This window comes from Mucilaginibacter pocheonensis, assembly GCF_031456535.1.
In the GTDB taxonomy this organism is placed as follows: Bacteria; Bacteroidota; Bacteroidia; order Sphingobacteriales; family Sphingobacteriaceae; genus Mucilaginibacter; species Mucilaginibacter pocheonensis.
Map to the genome: position 1 here is coordinate 309149 of NZ_JAVDUU010000004.1, position 15120 is coordinate 324268.

Consider the following 15120-nt stretch of genomic DNA (forward strand, 5'->3'; position numbering starts at 1 on the left):
ATACCAATGTTTAATGTTTATCAATAATTATAAGCCTACCTGTAAACCAACCAATAAAGTGCGGGGGTTAGGGAACGAACCGTAGTCAAAACCGCGGTTAATGGTACCATCATTAATAAAATCGGGATCGTAACCTTTGTATTTGGTTATGGTATAAAGATTTTGGCCCGACAAATAAATCCTTATGCTCCGGAACACGTGTGTGCGGTTTAATGCTGATACCGGCAAAGTATAACCCAATTGCGCGGTTTGTAAACGGGCATATGAGCCGCTTTGAATAAACCTGTCAGAATTGCGGTTATTGGCATTAGGATCGCCGATTATTGGACGCGGCACGTTGGTATTGGTATTGCTTGGTGTCCAATACTTCAGCTCATCGGTGCTGGCATTGGTATACTGGCCAGTCATTAAAGACTGGTATACACCATTGGCAATTTTGCTGCCGTAGTTACCCTGTATAAATACTGATGCATCAAAGTTTTTATAATTAGCGCTTAAGTTAAAGCCATAGTACAATTTAGGAATAGCCGAACCTAAGTAAACACGATCTGCATCATTGATGATGCCATCTTTATTGGTATCAACAAATTTAACATCACCGGGAGCCGCACCGGTTTGGGTGGCGTGAGCGGCTACATCGGCTGCATCTTTAAAAATGCCTTCAGTTTTAAAGGCGTATAGTTGACCTACTTCTCCGCCTACTGCTGTTTTGCTGTACGCGCCGTATATTGGGTTACCGCCATTACCTAATGATGTTACCTTGTTTTTAACAGTAGAAGCGTTTGCACTGATGGTGTAATTGAACGGACCGGTATCTTTACTGCGATATGTTACAGTAAATTCGATGCCTTTATTGGTGAATGATGCCGCATTAACAAGCGGCGTATTAATTGCCCCTACCGAAGGCGGAATAGGCACCCCTAACAATACACCGGTAATTTTATTGATATAATACTCTGATGAAAATGCAAGCTGGTCATGAAACAAACTTAAATCAAAGCCAATGTTGGTTGTTTTTTTACCCTCCCATTTATTGGTTTGGTCAAACACCTGGGTTTGGGTTGTTCCTGTAGCAAGTGTATTACCAAACACATAGCTTGCATTTCCGTTTACAATGGTTTGGTAAGGATAAGGATTTGCTAACGCATTGATGTTACCCAGTATTCCGTACCCGGCTTTAAGTTTTAACTGCGTAATAGCCTCTGGTAAGTGTATAAATTTTTCTTTATTGATATTCCAACCGATTGATGCTCCTGGAAAATTCCCATAACGGTGCTGTTGCGTAAGTTGCGAACTGCCGTCGCGCCTATAGTTGAAGGTTAACAGGTACCTGTCATCATAATTGTAATTGATACGTGCAAATATCGGCGAGTAAAATTTAGTAATGCTGCTGTTGCTGTAAGCAGTTTTATTAGCCGGGTTACTTACGTTGTCAAGTGAGAATAAATAAGGCTGTGGCAAATTTAAAGCTACACCAGTTAAATTACTGTTAGCATTTTTCTGATACGCGGTACCGGCAAGGATCTCAAAATTATGCTTTTTAACATTCAGTTTATAGCTCAGCGTGTTTTCTATCAATTGGGTATAATAGTTGCCCCTGGCATCACTGTAGTAGGCAGTTGTATTAGGATAAAACCAACCCAAATCATAAATAGGGTCAAAATAGGTGTTTTTAAAATCGTTGCGGTCGTAACTTCCGCTGATGCGGTATTTTAGGTTCTTAAGTATATCTACCTCCATCCAGGCCGATGCCATCATGCGGTTACGCTGGCCTGTGCTGTTCAATAAATTGTTTACACCTATAATATTGAGCGAAATGGCCCTTTGCGTATTTTGATCAACGCCCCCATAGCCGCCAACCCGGTTAGAATCATAAATAGGCATCGTGGGAATTGCAGTAACCAAGTCGACTATCTGGTTCCCTGTACCATGCAGGTGCGGATATGCCAGGTTATTATAATCGCCTTCGGTATAAGCAAATTTAGTACCGAATGATACGATTCCTTTTTTGCCCTGGATATTGCCGCTCAGGTTATAACGGGTATATGAAGGCCCGGATACCGTTGTACCGGTTTGATTAAAATAATCAAAAGCAACGTTGTAGCTCATATTATCGTTACCACCTGATAACCCAAGATCATGGCTTTGGGTATAGCCTGTTCTGAAACCCGATTTTTGCCAGTCGGTGTTTACATTGCTAATGAATTTACCTGAGGATGGATCATTGCCGGGGGCTAACGATAAACCGGCATTAGTTTCAGCAGCATTGGCAATTTGCTGGTAACCTACCCTATCAGTTACGGATAATGTTTTAGGATTTTTTTGAAAGCCCGCGTAACCGTTATAGTTGATTTTCATAGGACCGTTTTTACCTTTCTTGGTGGTGATTATCACTACGCCATTAGCACCACGGAACCCATAAATTGCGCCAGCCGAAGCATCTTTAATAACCTGCAAACTTTCAATATCTGTATTTGGGAAGTCAAAAGGTTCGAATGTGGGCACACCATCAATTACAAACAGCGGATTATTACTGGCGAGTGAGCTTACACCCCGGATCCGGATCGAGACACCTTCGCCCGGTACACCCGAACCATTTACCTGCACACCTGCAACCTGGCCTTGCAAAGCCCTGGCAACATCAGGTGTTACACGTTTATTGGCATCTTTAAGATTTACCACAGCAACCGAACCTGTAAGGTTCTCTTTTTTCTGTGTACCGTACCCAACCACGATTACTTCGTTTAACGAGTTGGATGCTGCTTTTAACTGTACGTTGATCAACGAGCTGCCGTTAACCGTTATTTCCTGCGAGGCATAACCAACAAACGAAAACACAAGCACTACATTACCAGTATTGCTGTCGGGAATATTTAATGTGTAACGCCCCTGTAAATCGGTTTGGGCGCTAACATTGGTACCCTTTACCCTTACGGTAACACCGGGCATGGGCTGCTCAGACTCGTCGGTCACTTTACCGTTAATAGTGCCGGGGGCCATTGCCTTGCCCTTTTCGGTAAGGATAACGAGGTTATTATCACTTACAGAGTAACTCAGGTTAGTATTACTAAGTACAATTTTCATCACTTCTTCAAGCGATGCATCTTTTGTATTTAAACTGGCGGGCATATCGTTCTTCAACAACATATCGTCGTTATACAAAAAGCGATAATCAGACTTCTTTTCGATCTCCTTAAGTGCCTTCTTCAGTGACACATTTTGGAAATTTACGTTGATCTTAGTCTGACCATATCCCTTTGAAAACGCCTGCAATGAGGAGACGAGCACCAGGATACAGATAAATTTAAACATAAGAAGTACTTTCAAAAATTGGTTCAGCCGCAATGGGTTAATGCGGTGTGCATTTTTTTTCATAATTTAGCATTAAGGTTATTTAACTATTGGGTTTATAGAAGGACTGGTAGTTAATTTGTACCACATTATAATGGGGGGATGCTGGAACATCTTCCCATTTTTTATGGCCTGAGGTTTTATACTTTTCTATGCATAGGCTTATCTCATAAAGGTTTATTAATTAATAAATTACAATTTGGTTAGTGTCTATTTTATAATGAAACTCCGCCGTCCTTTGCAGGTACAATAAAGCTTTGTTAATTGGTTCTTTTTCAAACTTACCGGTAAAGCGCAGTTTTTTCACATCTTCATTTTCAAACGCAATAGTTACATTATAGCGGCGTTCCATTTTTTGAGCTATACTTTCAAAATCTTCGGCATCAAAGGCCAGTTTATTTTCAAGCCATAAAGCTTCGGATGGCAAAGTGTCCTTTTTGGCCTGATGAATGCGGCTCAATGCTATAAGCGGTGTTTCCTCGGCCACCTTATCTGTAGGAATATTGCTTTTAATTTGCTGCTCCTGGTTATTAATTATTGTAAGTTTTTCCGAAGGGTTGAGAATGATCTTTTTTTCGGGATTTTTTAAAATAGTGAGTTCAATTTTTCCGCGTACCAGCGCCGCTTCGGATGTTTTATCATTGTTGTATGAACGCACATTGAATTTGGTACCCAATACCCTCACGCTGATTGTTGGCGTAGTAACCACAAAAGGATGTTGCGGATCTTTAACCACATCAAAAAAAGCCTCGCCAACAAGGTTTACTCTTCTTTGATCGGTACCAAAATCATTACTGTAAGTGAGCTTGCTGCCCATGTTAAGCCAAACGCGGCTGCCATCGGGTAGTTGAATTTTGCTAATTCCGTTTTTAGGGGCGGTTATTTCATTGGGTTTCCCGGTGGTAATAGTTTCTTTGCGGGTAAACCAAAATATGCCCAGCATCAAACATGCGGCAGCTAATAAGGATCCCAGTTTAATGATCCTGGCTTTTTTCCTTTTGCTTTGGATTGAGATGATTTGAGCGGCTTCTTCAGCTTCCTTTTCTTCAATGACATCAAGTTCGGTTTCAAAAGCATCCCATTTGCTTAACAGCTTTTCATCCTGGCTTGTTTGCAGATCATTTTTCCAGATCGCTTCCAGCCCATCCATTGGGTACATACCGGATGCTTCCTGTTGCCGCAACAGCTGTTCAAGTTCAAGTAGCTCTTCGGACGAAGCTTCACCATTTAACTTTTTACCAATAAGTATCCAGATGTTGTTGATCATTATTTACGGCTCTATATATAAAGACTGTAAATAATCGGGATACCCCAGTGGGGAGATCAAATACTTTTTGAAACTTTTTCGGGGCTGGCAGGCATCGCCGTTTTTTCGTTGTCTTTTAACCCTTGCGTAAGAGTTTTCAACGCGTTGCCCATATGGTATTCAACCGTTTTTATAGAGATATCGAGCAGGTCGGCTACTTCGCGATATTTCAAACCATCCTCTTTTATCAGCTTAAAAACCAGACGGCATTGTTCGGAAAGTTTGTTTAAGGTAGTATTGATGAGTTTGGTAAGATCTTCATAAACCAGTTTATCTTCACCCGTTACACCCGAATCGGCAACGTCTACCTTTATATCATCAATATTTATGCTTTTGAGCTGATTTTTGGCAAGACTGGTAAGCGATTTATTTTTAACCGATGTATAGCAATAATAAGTAAAGTTATTGATCTCCGCAATGGAAGCCCGGCGTCCCCAAAGGTTCATGAAAACATCATCGGTGATTTCCTCGGCCAGTTCATCCTGTTTTAACAATGATTTTGCCAGGCTAAATAATTTACCATAATAAGCCAGGTAGAGCCTTTTAAAGGAAGCCCTGCTGCTGTTTAGAGCAATATCATTAAGCAAGTACCTAATCTCGGTGTCCAACATCTCCTTTATCGGTTGTATTTACTTTTCAGAAATGGCAAAACGATTTCTGTATGGTTCAAATTAATAATTGGTATGGCGTAAATTAAAGCGTGGCTATCACCTTAATTAAAATCTAAGATATAATATTTTATTTTAATTGTTCAAAAAACAATTAAAATATTTTTTTATGCAACTGTACATAATGCTAGATTGTTTTGCCAGCAATAAAAAGCCATCCCACTAAAAAGCATTTCTAAAATACAATAAAACTAAACTGGAGCAGTTTTTCATCATTCTTACAATTTATTTTAATTGTCATTTTCACAATAATAAAGATTAACGGGGTCTTGTTCTTTTTTGCAGCTGGATATGAATACTGCGAATAGAATTATGATGGTCATTGCTATCGCAAAGAATCTTCTGTTTTACTACATGCCCTGAAACATCCTCCCATATACTTTTTTGGTCATAAAAAAGCGCTCCGTATCTCACCCCGGAGCGCCACTCAATGTTCCTACAAACACCGATCAACTAAACTCAGATCTCTACAATCTAAGGTCTTTGGCAATTTCATAAAATCATTATTCTAATCCCAGTTCGGGGTTGATTTTATGGCCGCGGTAACAGTTTTTTTACAACTTTCCATATTTTCATATATCATTCAATGGTCCATAAATTCGAATAAAGCAGCTTTTAAACCTAATTCGTTATTTTTTACTATCGAAAGATATTAACATATATCTAACCTGAAATCATATTATGATTCCATAATGGCAATAAAACACAAAAATAAATCAATAGGTCACTCGTTTGGCAGGAATAAAATCGCTTAACAGTTCTGTAATGCAGGATTAACGACCACACGCCACCATCAGATCACAAGAAAAAAATCATAGCAAACCCACTTTAGCAGATAGCCCTGGGAGGCTGTTTTGGCGTCACTATATGATACCATGTTTTGGGTTCAAAATAACGGGTGGCAGCCGGTGCAAGCATGATCACCGGCGGTTCAAAAGAAGCATTTTCAAATATAAAAGACGACAACAGGTCCACATGCTGTACACTAATAAACGGCACATGATCCTTATGCGGAACTGGGATATCCTTAACAGAGCCGGCGTGAATTATATTATGCGTATTAAGAAGGGTTGATTTATAATTGGGCACACATTTAAGATATAAAGTATGCCGTGTAACTTTCATCTGAACATAGTTATAGGAACAATCTCCGAAACGGATCTGACCGCTGATATTCTCATATCCTTTCCAATCTGTAATACCAGGCATGTTTACAGGTACTTCAACATCTTCCAGGTCGCTCGTATTATAAAGTCCTTTAGCCGCCTGTTCCTCATAAAACTTATCAGCCCGGTATGACATATACTGATGTAATATCAAATAACCACCCAAACTATAAAGATGGATGCTCAACAATAATATGGCTGCAAGTTTTTTCAAAAGGTAAATTGGCACGCTCAGTTTATGATAGTAAATATAGGTTATTTTAACAGCATGAACAAGTAAATCAAAATTATTTGCATTATTTTTCTACATATTTATCCATCAAATTTAAACATGGTGCTTATTATTATCTATCACTTGTTACTTTGCAGATGTCCGATGTTTTTCAGTATGACAAATGGTGTATAAGCATCCCATGCTGGTATTAAACCCTCCTGGTTGATAAACCCGAAAGAGTAGTTGCCCAAAATAATGTCCGGTTTCCCGTCTCCGTTATAATCTGTTACATCCATACATATCCATCGCCCATACCTGTCAATGGGTAAGTTATGAGGGACGAAGTGCATATACTTATCTTGCTCAAAATAAGTAAAACCTTCCCGGGGATTATTCTTCAGGTCAGGAAAAAAAGCAATCAGCGCCAGGTCCAGCTTGCCGTCTCCGTTAAAATCAGCGGCAACGGCTTTGGTGGCCCCATTAACCGGGTAAAAATAGGTTTGTTTAAATTTAAAATTACCTTGGTTCATATAAATATAAACTCCATGGTAAGGTTTTAATATTTTAGAATAATCGCTGTTATCACCGCCGGTATACAAAATATCGGGTTTGCCGTCAAAATTAAAATCAACCAGCTGGAAACTACTGGAACCGTAAACAGGCGGAAACCTCAATAAATTGGTGGTTGTAAATCCGCCTTTATGGTTATTTAAAAACATCCATATCCCTTCTTCGGCCTGCGCAAACATACACATGACATCTGGCCACCCGTCGTGGTTGTAGTCACTCACCTCTATCTGTTCAGCTCCGGGCATGGTACTAATTATATGTCTTTGAAATTGTTTGCCGGCCAGCTGTTTATACCAGTACAAACCCCCACCGTTATGGCCAAAACCGCATATAACCAAGTCCTGCAATCCGTCTTTATCCATATCGGCCCGCCGCGATTTTACCGGACGGGGTAAGCCATCGGCCAGGGGTTTATGATCACTGCCTTGTTTTGTATTAATGGGTATATTGATCACCATGCCATTTGCTATATCAATAGCATCCATAGAACCTATAAAAGTGAACATACCATGCTCAACTCCCGTTTCGTCTTTATTAAATACCACATCAACAGCGGGCGAACTGTATTTTTGAGAAGATAGTAATTTTAATCTGGCAGACCATTGGTTAACACTGTGGCTCATCCCGTCGCTGGTAAAAATACGGTGGCTAATACTGTCATAAGCAATAAGGGTAGTGGTTGCCGGAGTTTGGCCCTTCGGAGCTTTTAATAAAGAAAAAACGCCCATGTCCGTAACCGGGCGCAGCGGAACCTTAGCCGGTTTCAGCACTTTTGGCGCAGTGGTTTTATAATAATTGACAATCTTTAACCAATCTTCATACCCCAGGGCAGATTTTGCAGAAGGAACATTTGCATATTGATCCTCGGCATAAACTGCTATGCCTAAACGGCGCGCCATGGCGGGCAATACATGTTTGCCCCATGTTTCCTGATCAAGCAGACCCGCTTGAGGATATTGGTGGCAACTTTTACAATATTTTTCAGATAATGCCTTGCCATCCAATTGTGCCGCAGTTGCAGGGTGGTCATTATTGCAACTGATCGATAGAAAACAGATACCCGTCGCCGGTAAAATAATCAACAGGATAAAAATATGGCTTCTTCTAAATGGCATTGCAGCTATTTGTCTATGAACTTATAAGGTAGATTTTTGCAGATAGTAAAAAGAGCCGGAATTACCGGCTCTTTTACCATTGCTATTTATAATGATAAGGCATTTATCAATAACCCGGATTTTGTTTTAAAGCAGAAGTTTTTCCATCTGACTCCAGGTCTATCTGAGCCTGAGGGATCGGGTAATATTCGTTTTTATTTGGTGTAAAACTTGCACCTTTAACATCGGTTATCACCTTGCCATCAACATTAAAGTAAGTAGCCAGCGATTGTTGTGCGATACCCCAACGCGAAATATCAAAGAAACGATGTCCTTCCATCGCCAGCTCCAGTTTACGCTCAAAGTAAATAGCCCTTAAAGCCAACGCTTTACCCGAAAAATAACCGCCGGGGTACTGACTTACAACATATTTGGCAGCAGGTGTTGTGGTATATCCTCCAGTTGGATTTGCCGCGTTCTTATAAGTATACACAAAACCGGCGGGGTTTGCAGCCCTTGCGCGTACACGGTTAACATAAGCTAATCCCAGATCACCTGTACCCAATTGGGCCTTAACTTCAGCGGCCATCAATAGCACATCAGCAAAGCGGATGATGTTGATCTGGTTAGCATTACCCGGTGCCCAGGAATGACTATCGCCATAAGTACCTTTAGTGGCCTGGAAGTAAACATTCTTTTTAGCAGAGTACGGACCGGCTGAGCTTTGCTCACGGATCCAGCCCTGACCGGGATGATTACCCCAATCCAGGAACGGAATGCCACGACGGCCAACGGTCCAATCTAAACGAGGGTCAAGATTACCGGCATCCAGTGTAAACGGCGAGGTTGAGGCTATACCCTGATCATTGGCAACCGGATGTGAGTTATAATCATCCAGGTAAGGTAAGCCCGTAGCGTCTGTACGGAAAGAATTGGCCAGATCCAATGTAGGTTGGAAGAAACCGCAGCAGCCGAATGGGCTGTTGTAAGGATAGTTCAGCATATCACCATTATTGGCTTCGCTGATGGTATTGGTACCATCATTGGCTGCCTGCTGTACTGCAAATACGGTTTCCTTATTATTTTTGGTAGCCGCATTAAAGTTATCAAAATAATTGGCCGTTAGGTCATACGCTACGCCTGCAGAGTTTTTGCCGGTTGTTATCACCGTGGTAAATAAAGCATCGGCTTCTGTATACTTCTTTTCATACAGATATGATTTAGCCAGGTAAGCAGCTGCAGCCCATTTATTTACCCGGCCAATTTGCGCTTGTATTTCAGGCAGGTTGGCGTAGGCAAACTTAAAGTCATCCTCAATTTTTGGCCATATATCGGTAGTATTAGACTGTACAAAGTTGGTTGTGGTCTCGTCAACGTATGGCACGTTATTAAACATCTTTTTCAGATCAAAATAATAGTGTCCGCGTAAAAACCTGGCCTGTGCTACCGCCTGTGTTTTAGCTACATCGGTCATATCCTTTGCCGCGGCAGATGCCTTAATCACGTTATTGCAGCGGGTAATACCCTCATAATCAGCCTTCCATTTGCTATTTAAAAAGCCGTTGCTGGCGTCAACCGAAAAACGGGCGATAGAGTTAATAGCTGGCTGGTCGGTACCGGAGCTGCCTTTGTGCGCATCGCCGCCAGCTACAGAACCATAAACCCAGTTATCAGCCGCCGCCTCCCACGGACCGCCGCCGCCAAAGGCGGTGTTGGTACCCTGCTGTCCGTCCAATGCGGAATATGCGCCAATCAGCAGTCCATCCACACCGGCAGCGGTATTAATAGCCGCAGACGGCAACGCACCCAAAACCGGCTGCTGTAAATATGCTTTTTTACATGAACCTTGTATAATACCGGCAGCAACCAATGCACATACCGATAAGCGTTGAATATTTTTCATCATCTTTTATCTTAAATAATTAAAACTTAACCTGTAAACCCAATAGGTATGTACGTACTGGTGAATAGTTACCACGATCTACACCAAAGTTAGTACTGCTGTTAGTTGCCGAATTATTTATAACACCGGCATTAACATCAACAGCCTGGTTACCTGAACCACTGCCCACAATTTCAGGATCAACCCCGCTGTATTTGGTGATGGTAAGCAGGTTTGCGCCAGATAGGTAAACCCTTAACTTTTGAACACCTATGCTCTTTAATATCTGAGGATCAAATGTATATCCTATTTGCACGTTACGTAAACGAAGGTATGAGCCGTTCTCTACATAATAAGAGTTAGGTACGGTGCTGGTACTGAATGAGCCGTCGATCTCCTGTATTGGCGCTTTGGCATCCATGTGTGTGGGAGTCCATGAATCATACAGTGCTGTTTTGCTTTTTGCCCCCAGGAAGTTGGTGTAAAAATCTGTCCACCATTTGGTATCGTTCCATATCTTGTTCCCGTATGAGCCATACCAGAACATGTTAAGGTCAAAGCGTTTGTATGAAAAGTCGAGATTTAGGCCTCCGGTAAATTTAGGGTTTGGATTACCCAGTAAAGTACGGTCGCCGGCATCAACTTTCCCATCTCCATTAACATCCGCATATTTGAAACGGCCAACAGCAGCATCGGCCTGGTAAGTACCACCGGCTTTTTGGTTAGCTGCGTCTATGTCGGCCTGTGAGTTCCAGAAACCATCTGTTTTATAACCGAAAAAACCACCTACCGGACCACCTACCTGATTCCTTATAATGTAACTGCCGTTGAAACGGCCGCTGTTCACTTCAAAATAAGGCTGACCAAGGGTAACCTTTTTTATTACGTTATGGTAAGTGGTAAAGGTTAAAGTGGCGTTCATCTTTAACTCTGAAGATAGATTTTGATGTGTAGTAATGGCCACATCTACACCAGTGTTATCCATGGCGCCCACGTTGGAGTATGGCACACGGGCTGTACCCTGGGTACCTGGCAAATTTGGATTGTATAACAGATCGGTAATGCTTTTCTTATAATAATCGGCAGAGATCTCTAATTTTTGATTAAAGAAAGTTCCGTCAAAACCAATGTTAAAGTTTTTGTCTGATTCCCATTTGGCATCCGGATTACCTATCCTGTTTTGAGCGAAACCCGCAACAGTGCTGCTTGAAGTACCGCCAATATCATAATAAGAATTGGTTCTGTTACCAGCAAAGGTAGTAAAGGCGTTAGGCGGATCAACGTTATTTTGATTACCCATAACACCATAACCTGCCCTTATCTTTAAGTCATTGATCCAGCTGATATTTTTAAAGAAACCTTCCTGTGATATCCGCCAGCCCGCGCTTACAGCCGGGAACCAGCCATAAACCTCGTTCAAAAAGCGCGTTGATCCGTCGCGCCGGATAGTAGCATTTAACAGGTATTTATCATTAAGGGTATAATCCAACCGGGCAATCAAAGGAGAGTATAACCTGTCTCTTTGTAAAAAGCTGTAAGCTGTTGGTGTACCGGTGCCACTTGATATGGAAGTATAGTTAGGATCAAATATAAAATACCCGGTATTGGTTGCCCCCAGGGCCTGGTAACGGTTTTTAACAGCCTCGTTACCTACCAATACTTTAATATCATGTTTACCTATAACCTGGTGATAAGTTAAGGTATTGGTCCAGGTATAGCTATAGCCGTTGTAAGAATTTTCTGAATAAGAGTTGGTCACGTTATTTTCAGAGTTTTCATACTCAGGATAAGTAAAAGAGTGGTTATAGTTTGAATAATATTCACCGCCAAATTGGGTACGGATAGTGAAGTATTTCAGGAAATCAACCTCAGCAAATACATTACCGAACAAGCGGTTAGTGATACCGTAGTTGTTTTTTGTACGTTCGGCAATGGCCCTCGGGTTACGGGCATTACCTAAGTTGGCAGTATTTGAACCCGCAAAATTGCCCATAATATCACGCACCGGGATAATAGGCTGCTCACGGAATGACATACCGATAGATGAACCCTCATCATTTTGATTGATCTGAGGGTTCTCCGACACTGCGTATGAAATATTTTCTCCTACGCGGATATGATCAGTAAGGTTATAGCTGGTGTTTGCCCTTACGGTATAACGCTTAAGATAGGTGTTCAGCAGGGTGCCCTGTTGGTTAAAGTAGTTCACGGAGAACAGGTAGCTCGCCTTATCGGTAGAACCGTTAACATTAAGGTTATGGCTTTGTATTGGCGCCGAACTGAATATTTGATGATACCAGTCGGTACCGGCTTTGTTAGCCCTTGTAATACGGTAAAAGCCAGACGGGTCTCCCGAGGTATAAAACGGATTAACGTTATACTTAGCCGGATCAACAGCCGGGTCGCCGTCATGGATACCAAATGGACCGTTAGGGGCCTTGGTTTCCGGATCAAAACCCGCGTTAATATAATCCGGCAATACGTTGCCATTAGGGCCATACAAGTTACTGCCGAGGTCTGCTGAGGTGCCTTTGAGCCGGGCAGTGTTTTGTATAGCAAGCGTTCTCAGGCTCATCATTTCGGTAGGATTCAGTAAATCATATACATTACCGCCCTTGGGCTGCTGAGTACCATAATAAGCATCATATGAAATATTGGTTTTGCCCTTACCCTTTTTGGTGGTAACTATGATTACACCATTTGAAGCACGTGCACCATAAATTGATGCAGAGCTCGCATCCTTTAAAACCTGCATGCTTTCAATATCATTGGGGTTAAAGTCATTTACGTTGGTAGTAGGCACACCGTCAACCACGTACAGTGGCTGGTTGTTGCCAAAGGTGTTAGCACCGCGTATTTTTACCGCCGGAGCCTCACCAGGCTGGCCTGATGCAACTACTGTTACACCAGCCGCCTGACCTTGTAACTGATTTTCTACCGACCCGGTGGGCTGCCTGTTCAGTGCAGCAACATTTACAACGGCAACCGCGCCTACCAGATCTTTTTTACGCTGCGAGCCGTAGCCTGTCACCACAACCTCGTTTAACGAGTTATTGCCGGCCTTAAGGCTGATATTGAGGTTAGTATCAGACCCAACAGTGATGTCGGTGGTTATGTAACCGATATAGGAAATGGAAATAACGTCGCCCGCCTTAAGGCTAAGCGTAAAATTACCATTTACATCGGTTACCGCACCTGTGGTAGTTCCCTTGACTCGTACAGATGCACCGATTACAGGTTGTTTGTCGTCGCTTCCGATCACCCTACCCTTATACTTGGTTTGAGCCGTAACTACTAATGAGGAAGCGAGGAAACACAGTATTATCCCCATAAATCTCCCTTGGAGAAGTAAACTTTTAAGCATAGTTTTAATTATTAATTAATATATTGGTTTTAGAATTTCAATTCGTCAATTTCAATTATTAAATAATAGCAATGGTAGAGGCATTGCAGCCGATTGATTAATTTTTGACATGAAGCAATGGTAGAGACATAGCTTTAACAGGTACGCATTAAATGCTACCACGTTTGCTCATCGGGCTGATTGTGTAGGTCAACAGCCCAGACAAATAGTCAAAATAAATGTGTTACTTGTTATTGTGTAGGCAATAACAGCTTATCAGTTCATGTTGTTCCTGATTAATTGTGAGATAAGCCTTGCGGCAATAACCGGGAAAACATGTTACGCTTGTTTGTTAAGCAAGCTTTATATAAAGCATTATTTACTTTAAAATACCTGATTGAATGTGAGATAAGCCTTGTGGCGGCAACCCGGTAAATAAATATTTGTAAACACTGCCTATTTTAAAGTACGGTTGTAATTTAACTTATTGTATAGCTTTAATATTGGTCATAACAGTATCAGATAAATCATAAAAACAATGGTGTAACTGAACTTTGGTTTGGAACTAAATTAATTATAGTGTACTGTTTACACAAGCCGTTTTTTAGAATTGCGAATTAATTATTTAAATATATCATGAGTGCTTATATTATTAATAAAACGATCAAAAATCAAAAACATATGTAATATTCTACGAATAATAATAAAATATTCACAATTGAATATTTAAAACTAAATCCTCATAAGGCAGTCTTTTATCCGCACATGATGGCAGCTCAGGCATCCGGTTTATTATTTATTTGATTTTTTTGTATACTTTAAACGCATGCCCTTCATACCTGCCGGGCCCAGTGCCGAACCACATAAAACCTCTCGCATCGTTATAAATGCTATTTACTTGGTTTATGCAATAAGCCGTTTATAGTAAGACGCCACTAAAGATCTTTTTCAAACTGCCGACTGCAGATTGCAGTGACACGATAAAGCAAGCCGAAATTCAGCATTTCTTTATTTAGTCTCCTATAAACCTTAAAAATTTACGGCAAAGCCCCCCATTGCTGAACACATTTTTAAAATGCAGCAGATATATCCTCCACGTTTGGTGATATCCTACCCCCTCAAATGCGTAGGGCATATTTAGTTCATTTTCTATTCGCGTCAACCAATTTAGATCGCGTTGCTTACGCGAAAAATAATGCAGGTAATAAGCATTGGTTAATGAGTCATATCGCCATACATCATGGTTTACATCAAATAAGCTGTAGTGGTATGGCGGCTCATCACTACTGTGATTCACAACCAGGTCCATCACCAGCTTAATTCCGTGCTCATGCATGTCTTTGAGCAGGGCGTCAAAATACGCCATGCTACCAAAATCTTTCATAATAGTACTGTAATTGCTCACGTCATAGCCGTTATCGTCATTTGGTGAGCTGTAAATGGGCAGCAAGAACCGGACAAATAAAACGCCGTGAGTGGAACCTGTCAAGGATTGCGACTAAGGGAAATCGGCATAAAGTTTTGTT

9 protein-coding genes are annotated in these 15120 nt (G+C 41.3%); all 9 read right to left on the reverse strand.

Annotated elements, in window-relative coordinates:
* Positions 1-27 precede the first annotated feature (27 nt).
* On the reverse strand, positions 28-3312 hold the full coding sequence (locus tag J2W55_RS19605; protein ID WP_310099726.1) for a TonB-dependent receptor: 3285 nt from the start codon (positions 3310-3312) through the stop codon (positions 28-30).
* Between the two features lie 223 nt (positions 3313-3535).
* On the reverse strand, positions 3536-4618 hold the full coding sequence (locus tag J2W55_RS19610; RefSeq protein WP_310099729.1) for a FecR family protein: 1083 nt from the start codon (positions 4616-4618) through the stop codon (positions 3536-3538).
* 56 nt (positions 4619-4674) lie between these two features.
* Complete coding sequence (locus tag J2W55_RS19615) at positions 4675-5268, reverse strand: RNA polymerase sigma-70 factor (RefSeq protein ID WP_310099732.1); 594 nt, start codon at positions 5266-5268, stop codon at positions 4675-4677.
* 885 nt (positions 5269-6153) lie between these two features.
* The gene (locus J2W55_RS19620) at positions 6154-6705 is read right to left on the reverse strand and encodes a hypothetical protein (RefSeq protein ID WP_310099735.1); all 552 of its coding nucleotides are present in this window, start codon (positions 6703-6705) and stop codon (positions 6154-6156) included.
* Positions 6706-6842: 137 nt separating this feature from the next.
* On the reverse strand, positions 6843-8390 hold the full coding sequence (locus J2W55_RS19625) for an FG-GAP repeat domain-containing protein (protein ID WP_310099740.1): 1548 nt from the start codon (positions 8388-8390) through the stop codon (positions 6843-6845).
* A 106-nt stretch (positions 8391-8496) separates the two neighbouring features.
* Positions 8497-10275, reverse strand: a complete 1779-nt coding sequence (locus tag J2W55_RS19630; RefSeq protein WP_310099743.1) for a RagB/SusD family nutrient uptake outer membrane protein — start codon at positions 10273-10275, stop codon at positions 8497-8499.
* Positions 10276-10291: 16 nt separating this feature from the next.
* Positions 10292-13615, reverse strand: a complete 3324-nt coding sequence (locus J2W55_RS19635; protein WP_310099746.1) for a SusC/RagA family TonB-linked outer membrane protein — start codon at positions 13613-13615, stop codon at positions 10292-10294.
* 775 nt (positions 13616-14390) lie between these two features.
* Positions 14391-14501 (reverse strand): two-component regulator propeller domain-containing protein, encoded by a 111-nt coding sequence (locus J2W55_RS25800; RefSeq protein ID WP_374726380.1) that lies wholly within the window; start codon positions 14499-14501, stop codon positions 14391-14393.
* A gap of 105 nt (positions 14502-14606) precedes the next feature.
* The gene (locus J2W55_RS19640; RefSeq protein WP_310099749.1) at positions 14607-15044 is read right to left on the reverse strand and encodes an alpha-amylase family glycosyl hydrolase; all 438 of its coding nucleotides are present in this window, start codon (positions 15042-15044) and stop codon (positions 14607-14609) included.
* Between the last annotated feature and the right edge of the window lie 76 nt (positions 15045-15120).

Bases quoted from the DNA above. Each gene is read 5' to 3' on its own strand.
- J2W55_RS19625 (WP_310099740.1), bottom strand. From the start codon at position 8,390: ATGCCATTTAGAAGAAGCCATATTTTTATCCTGTTGATTATTTTACCG.
- J2W55_RS19610 (WP_310099729.1), bottom strand. From the start codon at position 4,618: ATGATCAACAACATCTGGATACTTATTGGTAAAAAGTTAAATGGTGAA.
- J2W55_RS19635 (WP_310099746.1), bottom strand. From the start codon at position 13,615: ATGCTTAAAAGTTTACTTCTCCAAGGGAGATTTATGGGGATAATACTG.
- J2W55_RS19615 (WP_310099732.1), bottom strand. From the start codon at position 5,268: ATGTTGGACACCGAGATTAGGTACTTGCTTAATGATATTGCTCTAAAC.
- J2W55_RS19630 (WP_310099743.1), bottom strand. From the start codon at position 10,275: ATGATGAAAAATATTCAACGCTTATCGGTATGTGCATTGGTTGCTGCC.
- J2W55_RS19605 (WP_310099726.1), bottom strand. From the start codon at position 3,312: ATGTTTAAATTTATCTGTATCCTGGTGCTCGTCTCCTCATTGCAGGCG.